We start from the raw sequence: 17,873 nt of genomic DNA on the forward strand, positions 1-17,873 counted from the left end.
CCGAAAATTGCTATGAACTTTCTCGATCAAAGGGGAAAGCGGTTAAAATAAACGTAACTTCCTGTGGGCACAGTGCCGGCCAGATCAAAGAAACCCCGGAGCGAAAAATGACCAACCCGCTGACGATCATGTCGCCTGCATCTGCCACGGGTGACAAACCGGGGGCATCTCAGGGTAAAGAGCGTGATACCAAAGGTGGGTTTGCCTTTGAGGAAGTGCTTAATGAGGATGTCGAACAAATCGAGTTGAAGGATGTTGATCCGTTTGTGGCTGATTCAAACATGCCACCCGAACAATCAGAAATTCCATCTGTTTCTACGGCAGATTCAACTGCGACAATCAAACCCGACGAACTAGAGCGCGCCCAACTGCAGGTGGCTGCGCAAGAGGTCGCAAATGCGCCGAAACACCAAGCGGATTTTGCCGTCGGTGAGACGAACCATGTTGCCGCTCCGCCCAGCCCGGTACAGCAAATTTCGCAGTTGGCCTCTGAAAACTCAACGCTAAGACAAAATGCAGGCTCGCCCGAAGCGGCTGCCCCAAGGCCTGACGCAAACGTGCTTCGAGCGCCAACCCAAGTTCCGATCCCTGATGTTAGGGGAAATGGATATCTACACCAAAGGCCGGCCTCATACGCGCTAAATGCTAGCTTTGTGGGGGATACGTTTTCGAAACTCGAACCGCCAAGTCCCGAACCAGAGGTGCCACTCGTCGCACGCGGAGTTGAGCCTGTAGAGGCTCGAATAACCCAGCAAACTGGCATTTCTGCCGCCTTGAAACCGCAGGCAACAGCTTGGAATCTCGACCGGGCTCCGGGCGATGCTATTGCTGAAACGGCGATCAGCGCGGAAGTTGATGACCTTTTTGCTGTCAAAGACACAGCGGTGGGCCACACGATACGCGACACGACGCAAGCGATGCCCGTCGCCGCAACCCGCGCGGAATCGGCACGCACGATTGCGGGGCAACTGGCCGCTTCGATTTCGACCCGACCAAATACCGGTGGCGTTGAAATAGCCCTGAACCCCGAAGAGCTTGGGCGCGTATCAATCACGCTCAACGGTCGAGAAGACGGGTTTCATCTATCGATCGCGGCCGAACGGCCCGAAACACTGGACCTGATGCGGCGACACATTGCGATCCTGTCGGCTGAGTTCGAAAAGCTGGGTTATGGGGATCTGTCGCTTGATCTTAGCATGTCCGGGGACTCGTCCCAGCATGGCGACCCATCAGAGCCTGACCCTTCCTCAGAAACGGTCGAAATGGTTCGCGACGCGGACCATAAGGCACCCACACTTTCGGCTGGCCCTGAAAGGGGCCTTGATATGAGGCTTTAATTGATGATTTCAGCGACCAATTCAGTGACCGCAACGGGTGCAAATCCCGGCGCAAACAACAATTCGGAACGCTCGGCACTGACGTCAGATTTCGAGACCTTTCTGCGCATGCTGACCGTGCAGGCGCGCAATCAGGATCCGCTTGAACCTCTGGATTCCTCCGAATATGCCTCTCAGCTGGCGCAATTCTCGATGGTCGAACAACAAGTCAAAGCCAATGAGCTTCTGTCTGGTCTCGCGCTGACAATGGGGGCAGTCGATCTTAATCAGCTCACCGGGTGGGTTGGGATGAATGTCAAAACCGATGCACCGTTTCGCTTTGTAGATCAGCCTGTTCCGATTTTTGCTCAGGCCGAACCTACTGCCGACCGGGCCGAGTTGGTCATCCGCAACGACCAGGGCACCATTGTCGATCGCATCCCTGTGCCTACTGATAAGGCCGAATTCGAGTGGGCCGGGGTCAGCAGTGCCGGTGATCCCTTTCCCGCTGGCAGTTACTCAGCCACATTGGAGAGCTTCGAAAGAGGTGAGTTACTAACCAGCACGCCCGCATCTGCCTTCGGTCGGGTGGTAGAGGCACAGGTCAGCGAAGGTGGCATCATCCTGAAACTGGAGAGCGGTGCAGAGGTGTTCGCCGAAATGGTCACGCAAATCCGCACGGGTGCTTGATCTAGAAGGCAAGGCGGGCCAAAGCTTGGTGCATCGCGACTCGCCCCCTAAACCGGTATCTCTCCTGTCTGATCATCACCAACCTCCCCCGGGTCTTGTTGCCCAGCTCAGCACCCAAGGTTTGATCCGCCACGACGTGACCTTCGAGGTGTTGTACGGTGGGCGGACCAATCATGTCTGGAAGGTTTTGTCCGGCAATAGTGATGCCGTTCTGAAGTTATACAGCACCGGGTTTCAGAACCCCTTGTTTCGCAACGATGCCCGGCTTGAGTCAGAATGTCTGCGCACGCTCAACAGCTTTGGCTTCGTGCCCAATTTACGTGCCACGGGTTCCTTTGGAGACGACAGCTGGGTCTACTATGACCACGCACCGGGCGTCCCTTGGCAGGACGATGTTTCGGGCGTGGCCCATCTGCTTGGAAGGTTGCACCAAATTCCGGTCAATCTGGACCTCCCTAACGGCTGCAATGGCAGCGAAGATCTGGAACAGCACGCGTGTCAAATTCTGGCTGATTGCCACGCGGAAGAGCGGCGATCATTGTTTGCAAAAAAACCTCTGGCCCATGTCCCACCGTTATCCGATCGGCGCCTGATCCATGGCGATCCTGTCGCAGGAAACATCCTACAGTCGGAGAATGGGCTGACGCTGATCGATTGGCAATGCCCGGCCTTCGGTGACCCATGTGAAGACTTGGCGATATTCCTTTCACCTGCGATGCAGAAACTCTATCGAGGCGCGCCCTTGTCCGAGGCCGAAGAGACGCTGTTTCTTAAGGCCTACGACCAACCCGATATCTCCGAACGCTATCTGTCATTGAGGCCTTGGTTTGCCTGGCGCATGGCCGCTTATTGTCTTTGGCGGGCCGAAAACGGTGCGGCTGATTATGCCATTGGGTATGAGTTGGAAGTTGAGGCCTTATAGGTCCGCCAGACCCAGATACGCATAGGCTGGCGGCATGACAGCGCGACGCCAACGGCCAAAAGGAAACCGCCCCGGCGTACCCGCAATAGGGGACGGGATGTCTGCGGATTGCCCCAGCACCAGTCGCGCCAAAGCACGACCGCAATATGTTCCCATCGCCACGCCATTGCCGTGGTAAGCAAATCCTGCAAACATCCCCGGATGCTCAGCAACCGGGCCAACAAAGGGCACGAGGTTGCGGGCAAGGCAAACCAAGCCGGACCACGTATGTGTGACATCGACACTGTTCCAGGCGGGGAATAGCCCCTTGAAATCCCTGAAAGCTTTTTGCCGAATGCGCGCCTCAGCCCCAGGAGATGATAGCAGCCCCCCTCGTGTCCCGAACAGAAATCGTCGATCAGGCATCAATCGGAAATAGTGCAATAAATTACGCGTGTCATAGGCCATCTGATCCGACGTCCAGCCTTGCGCCTGCAGCTCGACATCAGTCAGAGGCCGCGTCACAATAACCGTTGACTGTGCAGGCAAATAACGCGCGGCCAACCAGGGCGGCAGATCCTCGCTTGAGTAGCCATTTGTGCACACCAGAACCTTCGAAGCACGAACGCGACCCGCAGGCGAGGTCAGCACGAATCCCGAGGCGGTCTGTTTGATCTGCGTGATCGGGCTGTTCTGGAACAGAGTTGAGCCCTTTGCCTGGGCGGCGCCAGCCAAACCGAACAGATACTTTCGGGGGTTCAGGGCAAAGCCAATTGGCGTTGTATAGCCGCCGAAAAACGCCCCACCCAGCCCGAGGCCCTGCAGATCGTCAATCTCATGTAATTGTCCGGCCGGATCGGCCGACCGGCGCAATCGTTCCATCGCGCGCCGTGAATGGGCCAGTTGAGTTTCACCCTTGGAATGCGTTTCGGCGTCGATTTGGTTATCACGCAGAAGGTCAGCAACCAGTGAAACGGCGTCTTCTTCCGCTTGGTAATAGGCCTGCGTTGCCACCTGACCATAGCGACGGGTCAGGCCAGCCTTGCTGAGCTTTGACCCGCCCAGACAACAAAAGCCCCCGTTTCGACCGGACGCCCCCCAGCCCGGTGTTTCCGCCTCGAACACAGCGACCGAAACCCCTGCCTCGGACAGATGCAATGCGGCGGACAAGCCGGTAAACCCGCCCCCAATGACGGCGACATCAACGCTGATATCGTCTTCGAGCTTTGGCCAAGCAGGGGTCGCGATCGTCTCATCCCACCAACACCCCGCGCGTGGCGCGGGGCCGTAGGCATAATCAGGAAATATACGCCTCATTCAGTGCTTGCCGCGGCCAACTCATCCTGTTTCTGCCTAACCATCGCCCGCTTGGTCACCAGGGACGCGGTAATAACGCCCACCGTGACAACCGTGATCATTAATGTTGACAGCGCATTGATCTCGGGACTGACGCCCAAACGCACAGCCGAGAAAATCTTGATCGGCAAGGTGGTGGCAGAAGGCCCAGATGTAAACGAAGCAATCACTAGGTCATCCAGCGACAGGGTGAAAGCCAGCAGCCATCCTGAAATCACCGCCGGAGCGATGATTGGCAGGGTGACCAAGCGAAACGCCTGCGCCGGAGAGCAGCCCAGATCCAGCGCCGCCTCTTCCAACGACCGATCAAAGGTCACAAGACGCGAGGATACGACGACCGAGACAAAACACATCGAAAACGTCGTGTGCGCCAGAACGATGGTCAAGATCCCCCGGTCCAATCCGATGCCAATGAACAACAACAGCAGCGACAGACCCGTGATCACTTCGGGCATCACGAGCGGGGCATAGATCATCCCGGAAAACAGTGTTCGCCCAAAGAACCGCCCACCGCGTACCAGAACATAGGCCGCTGCGGTGCCCAGAATCGTGGCCAGCGTTGATGAGAATACGGCAACGCGCAGCGTGACCCAGGCTGCATCAAGAAAGGCTTCGTTCTGCATCAACTCGCCGTACCATTTGGTCGAAAAACCGGCCCAAACAGTGACAAGCTTGCTTTCGTTGAAGCTGAAGATGATCAGGATGATCATCGGGATATACAGAAAGGCAAATCCCAGCGTCAGTGAGACAGTGTTGAACCAGCTCAGCCTGTTCATTGTTCTGCCTCCGTCTGCTTTTGCTGGTTGCGCTGGAACAGCACAATCGGGATCACGAGGATGAGCAACAGAACCACGGCCACCGCGCTGGCGACGGGCCAATCGCGGTTCGAGAAGAACTCTTCCCACAGCACCTTACCGATCATCAAGGTCCCCGATCCGCCCAGTAGCGAGGGGATTACGAATTCCCCAATCACCGGAATCATCACGAGGAAGCAGCCCGCGATAATACCGGGGCGCGACAAGGGGATTGTGATCAACCAGAATGCCTGCAGTCGCGAACACCCAAGGTCTTCGGCGGCTTCGATCAGCGACCCGTCCATCCGTTCAAGCGACGAATAAATCGGCAGGATCATAAAAGGTAGGTAGGTATAAACGATACCGATATAAACTGCGGTATTCGTGTTCAGAATGGTCAACGGGGTCGAGATGATGCCCGTCCACAGCAACAATTGGTTCAGATAGCCTTCGTTGCTGAGGATACCCATCCATGCGTAGACCCGGATCAGAAACGAAGTCCAGAACGGCAGGATGACCAGCATCATGAATGTAGGTCGCCACTCTTCAGGTGCGCGCGCCATCGCATATGCGATTGGATACCCGACAATCAGCGTCAACACCGTTGAGATCAGCGCGATCTTTACGCTGGACAGATAGGCCTTCCAATAAAGATCATCTTCAGTCAGCCAGACAAAGTTTTCCAGATCAAGCTGGCTGAAGAAATCCCTGATACCCGCCCAACCTGCGGACAGGTCCAGCGTCGGAGTGTAGGGCGGAATGGCAAGTGCGGTGTCTGAAAGCGATATCTTTAGGACGATAAAGAACGGCACCAAGAACAGTGCCAGCAACCAGACATACGGGACAACGATAAGAACAGCGCGGCGCATCAGTTTTCCAGCAGAACTGCGGCAGTCGCTGTCCAGGACAGCCAAACCGGGTCTTCCCAGGTGAATGAGCGGCGCGAGATGCGGCGGGTATTCGCTGTTTGCGCTTTTATAATCGTGCCGTTTGGCAGTTCGACATGATAGGTCGACAAGTTGCCCAGATAGGCGATGTCATGCACCTTGCCCTGAATGGCGTTAATTGCATCGACCGGGCGCTCGGCAGAGATCGCGACCTTTTCAGGCCGGATCGCCAGATGACAGCTCTGACCATTGGACAGTTGGGTCGCAGAAGACGCCGCTAACGGGGGCTGCCCTTCTGCCCACTCAATCTGATAGCTTTCGTCGCCTGCTGCGGTAGCGCGTCCCTCAATGATATTCACATCCCCAATGAAATCAGCAACATAAACCGAGTTTGGCGTCTCATAGATGCGATCTGGGGTTGCCACTTGCATCAGTTTGCCCTGATCCATCACGGCCACTCGGCTGGCAACGGTCATCGCCTCTTCCTGATCGTGCGTCACGATGACAAAGGTCGTGCCGGTTTTTTCCTGAATGTCCATCAACTCGAACTGAGTATCCTGACGGAGTTTCTTATCCAAAGCGCCCAAAGGTTCGTCGAGCAATAGCAGTTTTGGTGCTTTGGCCAATGACCGGGCCAGCGCAACGCGTTGGCGTTGACCACCCGAGATCTGGTGCGGCTTGCGGCGTGCGAACTGTTCCAGCCGGGTTAGGCGCAGCATCTCATCGACCCGCTCTTCCAGATCGCGCTTGGGCATGTTGTCCCGGCGCAGGCCAAAGGCGATGTTGTCCCAGATGCTGAGATGAGGAAACAGCGCATACGACTGAAACATCATGTTTACCGCCCGTTTGTTGGGCGGGATCGGGTCGATATCCTGTCCACCCAGAAGGATGTGACCATCGGTGGGGGTTTCGAATCCGGCCAGCATCCGCATCATCGTGGTCTTGCCGCAGCCCGACGGGCCGAGCAGCGCAAAGAACTCACGCTCGTAGATATCCAATGAAAGATTGTCGATTGCGGTGAATGCGCCAAAACGCTTGGTGACGTTCTGGAACTGGATCAAGGGTTTCGCCTGCGGGTCATCCCACGGCGCAAAGACTTCAGAATTCAAGGCGGCCCCCGTTTATCGGTCAGGATAAAAATGGCGCAAGGCAGTGGGCCCGCCTTGCGCTATGATCAGATCAGGTGCCTGATTTCACTTTGGTCCAGAGACGTGTCACCACCCGCTGGGTCTTTGCCGGATAAGGTGTGGTGATGTAGAGGTTCTGCATGGTCGCATCATCCGGATAGATCGCCGGATCACCGATCACGTCCTCTTCAAGAAACTCCTGCGAGGCCTTGTTGCCGTTGGCGTAGTACACATAGTTCGACGCCGCAGCCATGTTGTTGGCATCCAGGATAAAGTTCAGGAACTGGTGCGCGCCTTCGGGGTTTGGTGCGTCGACCGGAATAGCCATCTGGTCAAACCACATCAGCGAGCCTTCCGCAAAGGGATGGTATTCAATTTCCACGCCGTTATCCGCTTCCGCCGCACGGTCGCGTGCCTGCAAGATGTCGCCCGACCAGCCGACAGCAACGCAGATATCACCATTGGCGAGCGCATTGATGTATTCCGAACTATGGAATTTCTGAACATACGGGCGCACACTGGTCAGAATCTCTTCGGTTTTCCCAATTACGTCTGTGTCGTGGCTGTCAGGGTCTTCGCCGATATACTGCAGCACCATCGGAATGATCTCAGACGGTGCGTCGAGGAAATGCACCCCACACGAGGCCAGCTTTTCCATGTTCTCGGGCTTGAGCACCAGATCCATGCTGTTAAGCGCAACATCGTCGCCCAGCACTTCTTTGACCTTGCCGACATTCAACCCGATACCTGTCGTGCCCCACATATAGTTGATCGAGTAGGCGTTGTTGGGGTCATACCCTGCGGTTCGTTCCTGGATCACATCCCATAGGTTGCCTGCATTCGACAGCTTGGCGGCATCCAGTTCCTGGAATGCGCCGGCCTGGATCTGGCGTTGTAGGAACGTACCTGAAGGCACAACCACATCATAGCCTGACCCACCGGCCAGCATTTTTGTTTCCAGAACCTCGTTGCTGTCGAACACATCGTAGATCAGGGTTAGCCCTGTTTCTTCTTCGAATTTGCTCAGCAGATCTTCGTCGATGTAGTCGGACCAGTTATAGACGCGCACTTCTTCAGCAAACGCGGCCGAAGTCCCCAATGCGACGATCGCTGTCATCCCCAGCGTTTTCAGTTTCATATTTTTCTCCCTGCAACTGTGCGGCCATTTTGACCTTTTTTTGGATTTGATCAAGTTTTGCGTTTCATGGCGGTTTCACCTATGGTCGGAATAGGTGAAGATTCTGGCAAGACAGAAACACTTGGATTGGGGCAAACCTTTTGGATTTGATCAAAAATAAAGCAGGTACACCTCCGGTAGATGAAGAAAAACGCCCAGCGCACGAACAGGTCTATCGGACACTGAAATCCCAGATTCTGTTTGGCGATCTCGTGCCCGGGCAGCCGGTCACGATCCAGGGCCTGACTGATTCGCTTGGTGTCGGCATGACTCCGGTGCGCGAGGCAATACGCCGTCTGATTTCCGACGGCGCGCTCATTTTTCAGGGCAATCGTCGCGTGAGCGTCCCGCTGCTTTCAGCCAACGACATCGAGCAGATGATTTTTGCAAGAATTTCAATAGAAACAGAGCTTTCCAGGCGATCCACAAAGAACATATCTATAACCGAGATCGACTATCTTGAGCAGCTGGATCAACGATTGGACAATATGATCGCGGATGGGGACGTAGGGGGTTACCTGCGTTTGAACCACGCCTTTCACCAATCTTTGTATTCCCATGCGGACGCTCCGATACTTGTTGATCTAGCCGAACGGCTATGGCTGCGATTCGGCCCTTCGTTGCGCATCGTTTGCGGTCGCTTCGGCACTCAAAGCCTGCCCGACAGACACAAAGACATTATTGCCGCGCTACGTGAGCGAGATGCAGAAAAGGCCGCGTTAGCAACAGCGCAGGACATTGAGCAGGGTATGGGAATGATGGGCGATGCTTTGCCAAGCACCTAGAAACCAGCGATTCGATTGACAGCATAAAATTTGATCATATTCTATCTGGCAACGACGCTTGCTGGAGAATCCGAGATGTCCACCATCACCAATCACATGCCCACTGCCGAATTGCAGGCGCTGGACGCAGCACACCATCTGCATCCTTTTTCAACCAATGAGTCGCTGGCAGACGAAGGTGTCAGGGTCATCACCCGTGCCAAGGGCGTCTATCTGACCGATAGCGAAGGTCATGAAATTCTGGATGGTATGGCCGGATTGTGGTGCGTGAATATCGGATATGGCCGCGACGAGCTGGCCGATGCAGCCGCACGTCAAATGCGCGAGCTGCCGTACTATAATACTTTCTTCAAGACGACCCATACGCCCGCCATTGCGCTGGCTGCAAAACTGGCTGAGCTTGCGCCAGGTGATCTGAACCATGTCTTCTTTGCCGGAAGCGGGTCCGAGGCCAACGACACCAACATCCGTCTAGTGCGCACCTATTGGGCCGAAAAAGGTCAGCCGGACAAGAACATCATCATCAGCCGCAAGAATGCCTATCACGGTTCCTCTGTTGGATCGGCGTCGTTGGGTGGCATGGCAGGAATGCATGCGCAGGGCGGCATTCCAATCCCGAATATCCACCATATCAACCAGCCGAACTGGTGGGCGGAAGGCGGCGATATGAGCCCCGAGGAATTCGGCCTTGCCCGCGCGCGCGAGCTGGAAGAAGCCATTCAGGAACTGGGCGAAGATCGCGTCGCTGCCTTTATCGCCGAACCTGTGCAGGGCGCAGGCGGCGTGATCATCGCACCCGACACATATTGGCCCGAAATTCAGCGCATCTGCGACAAGTACGATATACTGCTGATCGCGGATGAGGTGATCTGCGGGTTTGGCCGAACCGGCAACTGGTTCGGCTCGCAAACCGTCGGGATCAAACCGCATATCATGACAATCGCCAAGGGCCTTAGCTCAGGCTATGCACCTATTGGCGGATCGATCGTCTGCGACGAAGTCGCCCGTGTCATCAGCGCCACCGAGTTCAACCATGGCTACACCTATTCCGGCCACCCGGTTGCCGCAGCAGTTGCGCTCGAAAATCTGCGCATCCTCGAAGAAGAAAACGTCGTCGATCATGTGCGCAACGTGGCCGCGCCCTATATGAAAAAGAAATGGGACGCATTGGTCGAGCATCCGCTGGTCGGAGAGGCAAAGATCGCAGGCTTGATGGGGTCCATCGCATTGACGCCTGAAAAGGCAAGCCGAGCCAAGTTCGCATCAGATCCCGGCACGATCGGATATATCTGCCGCGAACATTGCTTCAAAAACAATCTGATTATGCGTCATGTGGACGACCGCTTGGTCATCTCTCCGCCGTTGGTCATTACCCCGGCCGAAATCGACGAGATGTTCGTGCGCATTCAAAAATCGTTGGATGATGCGTTGGTTGAAATCAACGAAAAAGGTCTGATGAAGCCTGCGTCCTGATCATTAGATCATGGGCGACCCAAGTGGGCCGCCCTAATTATCAGCGCATCCTTTCCAGCAGGCCGAGCGACGGGTATCCATCCGGGATCAACCCCTGAGCAACCTGAAACGCGCGCACCGCGTTAATCGTATTTGGCCCGGTGCGCCCATCGATCCCTTGTGTATCGAAGCCCGCCTGAGTCAGCCGACGCTGTAGTTCTTTCTTTTCAGTAAAGCTCAATACGCGATCGCCACGCGGCCAATCGGCCTCAAACGGAGAGCCTCCTGCAAGCCGGTCGGACAGATGCCCGATGCCGATCACATAGGCATCGGCGCCGTTGTAGGCCTCGATCACTTTGAAATTATTGAAGATCATCAGGGCGACACCCCGACCACCCGCCGGTAACAAGATTGCTGCTTGCCCGTGATCGGGCACTGCCTTGCCCGAGTAAGCAAGAACCCCACGGGCCGCCCATTCCGACGGCATCAGAGTGAAATCTCGCCGCGCATTGGCGTAGTCAAAGTCGGATGGTAGTTGCACTTCGACCCCCCAAGGTTGGCCTTTGGTCCATCCATGTTTTGCCAAATAAGAAGCGGCTGATGCTAAGGCATCAGTTGGATTATCCGACCAGATCTCGCGACGCCCATCTCCATCGAAATCAACCGCGTAATCAAGAAACGAGGTCGGCATGAACTGTGTATGCCCCATCGCCCCAGCCCAACTGCCAACCATATTCTTAGGGTCGACATCCCCTGCCTGCAGTATCTGCAACGCGGCGATCAGCTGTTCCTCAAAAAAGCTTGCTCGTCGAGCATCAAAGGCCAAAGTCGCCAGCGACCGAATGGTTTGCTTGCTTCCTCGGTAGGTGCCGAACGAAGTCTCAAGACCCCAGATCGCGGTCACGACCTCTTTTTCGACGCCGTACTGGGCTTCGATCCGGGTCAAAGTCTCGCGGTGCTTGTCTAGTCCAACGCGACCGTTGGAAATCCGCGTTTTTGAAACCGCTCCGTCCAGATATTCCCAGATCGGTTTGGAAAACTCCGCCTGATTGCGATCGCGTTTGATGATGTCACTGTCATAGGTCACCCCAGCCAACGCCCGATCCAGCGTATTGACCGAGATGCCCTGCTCTTGCGCCCGCTTGCGAAATGCCCCCAGCCAAGCCTGAAATCGGGCATTCCCGTCTGCCGATACACGTTGCACCTCGACCTTAGGCCGCAGCACGGGCCGTACCGAGACCGTCACATCCGCCGAGGCCAGTTGCACATTGTCGACCATAGGTCGGGCCAGAGGCCGTATCGAATTTTCTGTTGTATCCGCCTGCACGATGGATGCCCATAATGCGGCGGTCATAACGCCACCTACACACTTACGCATTCCGTTTTATCCTGATTACTGCTCGGAGCCGATGATAGCGCACAATCGGGATTTCTCAAAACGCAGAACGTCAGGTTTCCTGATCCTGTTCCTCACGTTCCGCGCGAATACGCGCAATGGCATCACGCAACAGCGATACGCGATTGGGTCGGAAGCTATCCTCGGTCACATCCATGCCCTGCATACGATCCAGCCGAAACACTCGGAAATCCTGTCGCAGGTGGCACCAACTCAGCAATACGCTGGCACGGTCCATATAGACGATGCTCAGCGGATTGACCCGACGACGGGTGTCTGCGCCTTTGACATCGGTATAGGCGAACTCGATCACGCGTTCATCCCACGCGGCTTGGCGTAAAATGGCAACGTCAATTGTTGGCACGGCTGGCCTGTCAAATCGCGTGGCGGTCAGAACAGCATGGCTCAGCCGATGCGACTGGCGCTGCGGCAACCGGCCCTGCAGCTTGCGTAGGGCCGCGCTTGCAGCATCCGACAGCGCCGGGTCTCCGATCAATTGCACCTCACGCAAGCCCAACACCAGCGCTTCGAGCTCGTCATTGGTGAAACCCAACGGCGGTAGGGTCGCATCCTCGATTAGGGTGAACCCGAACCCGGCCTCTCCGTCGATTATCGCCCCGAGGCCACGCAATGCATCGATATCCCGGTGCACTGTGCGCGGCGAAACGCCTAGATCCTGCGCCAATTGAACCGACGTTCTGGGCGAGGGGCCAGATCGTAGGGCCTGCATCAACTGAAAAAGACGGGCGGTGCGGGACATAGTATATTCTACTCTAAGTCTAATGTCAGAATCTGTCATCAGTCCGGCGTATCCATCAGGCGTCCCAACTATGGAGCTGATGATGCTGACCCTTCTCACCTTCCCCTCCGCCTTTGGCCTGTTCAGCGCCAGCCCATTCTGTGTGAAAACGGCCCTGATGCTTCAAAACGCGGGCCTGCGCTGGCAACGGTCCGATCTGCTGGACCCACGCAAGATGCCACACCAGAAGCTGCCGGTTCTTCGCACGCCTGAACGTCTGATTCCGGACAGCGACCTGATCCGCGACTGGCTTGAGGCTCAGGGGGCCGATTTCGATGCTGGCCTGACCGACCTGCAAAAAGCCCAGTCCCGCGCACTGGTCCGCATGGCCGAGGAACACCTTTACTTTCATGTCGTGCAGGACCGTTGGGCCAATGATGAGGTTTGGCCAATCCTGCGCGATACATTCTTTACCGTCATTCCCGCACTGATCCGCAAGCCGGTTTCGAATTCGATCCGGAAATCCGTTCTCAAGGGGCTCGCGTTTCAAGGTGTATCCCGCTTTTCGCCCGTCGAACGACAAGACCGGCTGGAGCGCGACTTTGAGGCGATCTCGGCCTATCTTTGGCAATCGCCCTACCTTATGGGAGAGAAACCAACCTCGGCGGACATGAGCGTCGGTCCAATGCTGGCGGCGATGCGCGCGACACCATCAGACACCCCCCTGACCCGTCGGATTAAACAAGATAAGCTGCTCAACAGCTATATCGACCGAATGGAGCAGGCGATCCCGCTATCATGACAGCCTTTGAGAACAAAAAAGTCGCTGCAGCCTATGAGGCGCTACCGGAAGAGACGCGCAATGGGGCACTAGCGCTGCGCGAGTTGATCTTCGAAACTGCGGCCTCGCTGCCACGCGCTCAGCCTCTGGAAGAAGCGTTGCGGTGGGGCCAGCCCGCCTATCTGGCGCCCAAAGGCTCGACGATTCGTTTGGGCGGACACAAGGCGGCTTGCTTTGCGTTGTTCGTACACTGCCAAAGCCGACTGATGGGGGATTTTACCTCCGCCTTTCCTGGAGAGGATCGGATCGACGGCAATCGCGCGATTCTGTTCGACCGGCCCGATCAGATTGATCCTACGCGCCATGGCTGGCTGATTGCGCGCGCGCTTACTTATCACCTCTGACGGCGTTTGCGTTCGACCTTGCGCTTGATCTTGTCCTTCTTGCGCTTGGTGCTGGCGGCCTTGCGCCGCGTTCCGCGCTTGGCGGGGCCACGGCCGCGCGGCAGCGCCTGATCATCGATGGACAACAACTCCAATTCCAATCCGCCCGTCACCGGCGTCGCCTCGGTCAACCGCACCGTGACACGCTGGCCAATGGCGATGATCAGCCCGGTGTCCGAGCCCATCAGCGTCCCGGCCTCTCGGTCGAAATGGAAAAACTCTCGCCCCAGCGAACGCACTGGAACCAGACCGTCCGCTCCGGTCTCGTCCATCTTCACGAAGGCACCGAACCGGGCAATACCGCTGATCCGGCCAGAAAACTCATTGCCGACCCGCTCGCTGAGATAGGCCGCCAGATAGCGATCAGTCGTATCGCGCTCGGCCATCATCGAGCGGCGCTCGGTATCCGAGATATGGGTCGCCGTTTCTTCCAACCGTGCAACCTCATCCTCGGTCAAACCGTCCTTGCCCCAGCCATGGGCTGAGATCAGCGCGCGATGCACGATCAGATCAGCATAGCGCCGGATGGGAGAAGTGAAATGCGCATAGTTCCGCAGAGCCAGCCCAAAATGGCCGAAATTTTCGGGGTTGTAATAGGCCTGCGCCATCGACCGCAGGGTCGTCAGGTTGATCAGTTCCGCATCCTCGGTACCAGCAGCAGCGTTTAGCAGCGCGTTCAAATGTCGGGTCTGCAATACCTGTCCTTTGGCGAGGTTTAATCCCGCCGCCTGCGCCGTCTCTCTCAGGCTTTCCAGCTTTTCGGGCGCGGGCTCTTCGTGGACGCGGAACAGCAGCGGGCGGCGTTTGGTGATCAGGGTCTCGGCAGCGGCGACATTGGCGAGGATCATGAATTCCTCGATCAGCTTATGCGCATCCAGCCGGTCACGGAACGCGACGCTGGTCACCTCACCCGCATCGCTGAGTACGATTTTGCGTTCAGGCAGGTCCAGCTCCAGCGGCTGCCGCACGGAACGCGCCTTTTTCAGCGCAGCATACGCGGTATAAAGCGGATTCAGCACCGTATCCAACAGCGGCCCGGTGCGGTCGTTCGGGTTGCCGTCGATCGCCTCCTGCACCTCGTTATAATTCAGCGAGGCGGCAGAGCGCATCAGGCCGCGCACGAACCGGTGGCCTATCTTGTTGCCTTCGGCATCAATCTGCATCCGCACGGCAATACAAGCGCGCGGCACGCCTTCGTGCAGGGAACACAGATCGCCGGACAGGCGATCCGGCAGCATCGGCACTACGCGGTCCGGAAAGTAACTGGAGTTGCCCCGCTTGCGCGCCTCGCGATCCAGAGCCGTACCGGGTTTCACATAGGCAGCGACGTCAGCGATGGCGACCCAGATCACATGGCCACCCGGGTTCTTGGGATCGTCATCAGCATGGGCATAGCAGGCGTCGTCGTGGTCCCGTGCATCCGCAGGATCGATGGTCAGCAACGGCATATCCCGCAGGTCTTCACGCCCTTTCAGTCCGACGGGTTTGGCTTTGTCGGCTTCTTCGATCACCTTGTCCGGGAAATCGTCGGGAATACCGTGTTGGTGGATGGCGATCAATGAGACAGCCTTGGGCGCGGTCGGATCGCCGAGCCGTTCAACAATACGCGCACGCGGCAGGCCCATGCGGTTCTTGGGTCCGGCCTGCTCGGCCTCGACCAGCTCACCGTCCTTGGCGCCCAGAACGGCCCCGTCCGCGACCAGCCATTCTGTCTGACCAGCCTTGTCGATGGGCACGATCCGTCCGCCCTCGGCCCCTTTGCGAAAAATGCCGACGATCTTGCGCGGGTTGGTGCCGATGCGGCGGATCAAGCGGGCTTCGTAATTGTGATCTTCCTCATGCACCACGGTCAGGCGGGCCAGAATGCGATCACCCTCACCCAGCGCCGGATCGCTGGCACGCGTGACGAGCAGAACGATGGGCTCAACCCCCTCGCCGTGCCATTCCAACGGGCGCGCAAACAGGTCGCCATCTACGTTGGGAGCCTTTACCTGCAACACGCTGACCGGCGGCAGACGATCCGGATCACGATAGCTGCGCTTGCGCTTTTCCAGATGGCCTTCGGCCTCAAGCTCTTTCAGGATGCGCTTCAGGTCGATCCGATCCGCGCCCTTGATGCCAAAAGCCTTGGCGATATCACGTTTCGAGGTCAGGGTAGGGTTCGCCGAGATCCAGTCGAGGACCTCTTGCTTGGTCGGAATGCGTGTCATGAGTTTGGCCTAGCACGGGCATGCGACCGCGTCATGGTCAAAAAGCGGTGCATGATGTCAGCCGTGCAGATCGGCCACGGTATCCACATCGCTCAGGTGATCCAGCAACGTTACTCGGCACCCGCGAACCGAATTCAGTGTGTCTTTCAACGCGTGTTCCGTTGACCAGCGCACATCGCGGAATAACCCCGAAGGCAACGCGCCATAACGCTGAGCACCAACCAACCAATAGCCGCCATCCGGGGATGGCCCGAACACCATCTCAGCCCGGCCCAACGCGCGAAAGGCCCGCGCAATGTGACCCCTTGTGATGCCCGGAATATCCGCACCGATCAGGCACACCGGACCATCGGGAGCACCGCGCAACATCCGCCCCATACGGTCGCCCAGATCTCCGCGCCCCTGAGGCTTCCGGGGTAAATCAACAGGCCAGACCCGACTGTTCATTCCCTCCCTATTTGGAGAGACCGCCAGTACAATCTGCCAGCGTGGATCACGCAGATGCCGGATCAGAGATCGCGTTTGATGCCGAAACCACCAAGCAGCCCCAACCATGCCGATATCGCGCCCCAAACGGGTCTTGACCCGCCCTGGACGTGGCTCTTTCACCATGATGACCAGCGTTTTCTGCATGGATCAGGCGAAGTAGTCCATCAGAATACGGGTGTATATCGCCTTGAGTTGATGAATTTGCGCCATTTCGACACATTCATCGACCTGATGCATGGTGCGCCCGACAAGACCAAACTCAACCACTGGGCAGTGGTCTTTGATGAAGCGGGCATCCGATGTCCCACCCGAGGTCGAAAGCTGGGGACGGATATTGGTTTCTGCCTTAACAGCATGAGCCACCAGATCAGACAGCGGCCCGGGAGGGGTCAGAAAGCTTTCGCCTGAGATCTTGATCCGGGTCTCGACATCGACGCCGAACGCCTCGGCAACGGCGGCTGCCTCGGATTGCAACCAATCGCTCAAACTGGCCCCGGAATGCAGGTCATTGAACCGGATGTTAACTGTCCCAGAACATTGCGCCGGGATCACATTTGTCGCCAGATTACCGGTGTCGATCGTGACAACCGCCAAGGTCGAGGCGTCAAAGTGGTCGGTACCCTGATCCAGTTCGTGGCTGGCCAGCCGATCCATGAGCCGTGCCATCGCGGGCACCGGGTTCTTCGCCCGATGCGGATAGGCCGAATGCCCCTGCACTCCGCTCACAGTGAACCACGCAGTCATCGAACCGCGCCGGCCGATCTTCATCATTTCGCCCATCGTGTTCGGGCAAGTGGGTTCGCCCACCAGACAAACCGACATCCGCTCATCCGTTGCGGCCATATGATCCAGTAAAGCAACAGTGCCATCCAGTGCGTCGCCTTCTTCATCACCTGTGATCGTCAGGATAACCGCCCCATCCGGGGGCGTGTCACGCACAAAATCGATAGCCGCTGCCGCAAATGCTGCCACGCCCGATTTCATATCCGTCGCGCCCCTGCCGTACATCACCCCGTCCCGGACCTCAGCGCCGAAAGGGGGCATGGTCCAGGCCGCCTCATCCCCTACCGGAACTACATCCGTATGCCCGTTAAAGCCAAAGCTGCATGCATGACCCTTCTGCCCCCATCGGGCGAAGAGGTTGCAGATTCCACCACGATCTACGCGAGTGCAATAAAATCCGGCCTCCTCCAGCACTTGCTGCAGCAAGACCAAAGCCCCGCCTTCATCGGGTGTGACCGATGGGCAACGGATCAGATTTGCTGTCAGCTCAACTGGATCGGTCATATTGGGCCTCTTGTCCTTAGGGGTGCCTGTGTTCGCGCACAGA

17 protein-coding genes are annotated in these 17,873 nt (G+C 57.2%); 7 read left to right on the forward strand and 10 right to left on the reverse strand.

Translation table 11 applies throughout. The features are described 5' to 3' along the window. Positions 1-107 precede the first annotated feature (107 nt). Genes ACR0L9_RS08955 through ACR0L9_RS08965 form a run of 3 tightly spaced genes read left to right on the forward strand, consistent with a single transcriptional unit; the run spans position 108 to position 2,928 of the window. Positions 108-1,337 carry a flagellar hook-length control protein FliK gene (locus tag ACR0L9_RS08955; protein ID WP_480895451.1) on the forward strand — a complete coding sequence of 410 codons (1,230 nt, stop codon included), beginning with the start codon at positions 108-110 and terminating at the stop codon, positions 1,335-1,337. Positions 1,338-1,340: 3 nt separating this feature from the next. Next, complete coding sequence (locus ACR0L9_RS08960) at positions 1,341-2,006, forward strand: flagellar hook capping FlgD N-terminal domain-containing protein (RefSeq protein WP_480895452.1); 666 nt, start codon at positions 1,341-1,343, stop codon at positions 2,004-2,006. After that, a complete protein-coding gene (locus ACR0L9_RS08965) occupies positions 1,999-2,928 on the forward strand; it encodes a phosphotransferase (RefSeq protein WP_480895453.1) in 930 nt (309 codons plus the stop codon). Before ACR0L9_RS08960 ends, ACR0L9_RS08965 begins: the two co-directional genes overlap by 8 nt. On the opposite strand, the gene ACR0L9_RS08970 is transcribed toward ACR0L9_RS08965, so the two are convergent. From ACR0L9_RS08970 to ACR0L9_RS08990, 5 genes are all read right to left on the reverse strand, one after another. After that, positions 2,923-4,224 carry an NAD(P)/FAD-dependent oxidoreductase gene (locus ACR0L9_RS08970; protein ID WP_480895454.1) on the reverse strand — a complete coding sequence of 434 codons (1,302 nt, stop codon included), beginning with the start codon at positions 4,222-4,224 and terminating at the stop codon, positions 2,923-2,925. The genes ACR0L9_RS08965 and ACR0L9_RS08970 overlap by 6 nt on opposite strands. Then, positions 4,221-5,039 carry an ABC transporter permease gene (locus tag ACR0L9_RS08975; RefSeq protein ID WP_480895456.1) on the reverse strand — a complete coding sequence of 273 codons (819 nt, stop codon included), beginning with the start codon at positions 5,037-5,039 and terminating at the stop codon, positions 4,221-4,223. Before ACR0L9_RS08975 ends, ACR0L9_RS08970 begins: the two co-directional genes overlap by 4 nt. Further along, complete coding sequence (locus ACR0L9_RS08980; protein WP_480895457.1) at positions 5,036-5,926, reverse strand: ABC transporter permease subunit; 891 nt, start codon at positions 5,924-5,926, stop codon at positions 5,036-5,038. The genes ACR0L9_RS08975 and ACR0L9_RS08980 overlap by 4 nt, the downstream gene beginning before the upstream one ends. Continuing rightward, positions 5,926-7,053 (reverse strand): ABC transporter ATP-binding protein, encoded by a 1,128-nt coding sequence (locus tag ACR0L9_RS08985; protein ID WP_170425908.1) that lies wholly within the window; start codon positions 7,051-7,053, stop codon positions 5,926-5,928. Before ACR0L9_RS08985 ends, ACR0L9_RS08980 begins: the two co-directional genes overlap by 1 nt. A gap of 70 nt (positions 7,054-7,123) precedes the next feature. Then, positions 7,124-8,209 carry a polyamine ABC transporter substrate-binding protein gene (locus ACR0L9_RS08990; protein WP_170398992.1) on the reverse strand — a complete coding sequence of 362 codons (1,086 nt, stop codon included), beginning with the start codon at positions 8,207-8,209 and terminating at the stop codon, positions 7,124-7,126. 140 nt (positions 8,210-8,349) lie between these two features. Between ACR0L9_RS08990 and ACR0L9_RS08995 the strand changes: the two genes are divergently transcribed. Both ACR0L9_RS08995 and ACR0L9_RS09000 read left to right on the forward strand, forming a co-directional pair. Continuing rightward, positions 8,350-9,033 carry a GntR family transcriptional regulator gene (locus ACR0L9_RS08995; protein ID WP_480895458.1) on the forward strand — a complete coding sequence of 228 codons (684 nt, stop codon included), beginning with the start codon at positions 8,350-8,352 and terminating at the stop codon, positions 9,031-9,033. Between the two features lie 75 nt (positions 9,034-9,108). Beyond that, the gene (locus ACR0L9_RS09000) at positions 9,109-10,506 is read left to right on the forward strand and encodes an aspartate aminotransferase family protein (protein ID WP_480895459.1); all 1,398 of its coding nucleotides are present in this window, start codon (positions 9,109-9,111) and stop codon (positions 10,504-10,506) included. Between the two features lie 40 nt (positions 10,507-10,546). Here the strand turns inward: ACR0L9_RS09000 and ACR0L9_RS09005 are convergent, their stop codons facing one another. Beyond that, positions 10,547-11,863 (reverse strand): lytic murein transglycosylase, encoded by a 1,317-nt coding sequence (locus ACR0L9_RS09005; RefSeq protein WP_170818396.1) that lies wholly within the window; start codon positions 11,861-11,863, stop codon positions 10,547-10,549. A gap of 70 nt (positions 11,864-11,933) precedes the next feature. Continuing rightward, positions 11,934-12,641, reverse strand: a complete 708-nt coding sequence (locus tag ACR0L9_RS09010; RefSeq protein WP_170818395.1) for a helix-turn-helix transcriptional regulator — start codon at positions 12,639-12,641, stop codon at positions 11,934-11,936. 82 nt (positions 12,642-12,723) lie between these two features. Here ACR0L9_RS09010 and ACR0L9_RS09015 point away from each other — a divergent pair, with 82 nt between their 5' ends. Then, positions 12,724-13,422, forward strand: coding sequence for a glutathione S-transferase family protein (locus tag ACR0L9_RS09015; RefSeq protein ID WP_480562283.1), 699 nt, complete (start codon positions 12,724-12,726; stop codon positions 13,420-13,422). Continuing rightward, entirely contained in the window at positions 13,419-13,805 is a 387-nt protein-coding gene (locus ACR0L9_RS09020; protein WP_170508952.1) for a DUF1801 domain-containing protein, read from the forward strand. The genes ACR0L9_RS09015 and ACR0L9_RS09020 overlap by 4 nt, the downstream gene beginning before the upstream one ends. On the opposite strand, the gene rnr is transcribed toward ACR0L9_RS09020, so the two are convergent. The 3 genes from rnr to dapE are packed head-to-tail and all read right to left on the reverse strand — an operon-like array spanning position 13,796 to position 17,830. Beyond that, on the reverse strand, positions 13,796-16,054 hold the full coding sequence (gene rnr, locus ACR0L9_RS09025) for a ribonuclease R (RefSeq protein WP_480895460.1): 2,259 nt from the start codon (positions 16,052-16,054) through the stop codon (positions 13,796-13,798). The genes ACR0L9_RS09020 and rnr overlap by 10 nt on opposite strands. A gap of 57 nt (positions 16,055-16,111) precedes the next feature. Continuing rightward, the gene (locus tag ACR0L9_RS09030; protein ID WP_170406802.1) at positions 16,112-16,687 is read right to left on the reverse strand and encodes a TIGR04282 family arsenosugar biosynthesis glycosyltransferase; all 576 of its coding nucleotides are present in this window, start codon (positions 16,685-16,687) and stop codon (positions 16,112-16,114) included. A gap of 3 nt (positions 16,688-16,690) precedes the next feature. After that, positions 16,691-17,830 (reverse strand): succinyl-diaminopimelate desuccinylase, encoded by a 1,140-nt coding sequence (gene dapE / locus ACR0L9_RS09035; protein WP_480895461.1) that lies wholly within the window; start codon positions 17,828-17,830, stop codon positions 16,691-16,693. Positions 17,831-17,873: the final 43 nt, after the last annotated feature.

The organism is Ruegeria sp. I3 (assembly GCF_056532525.1).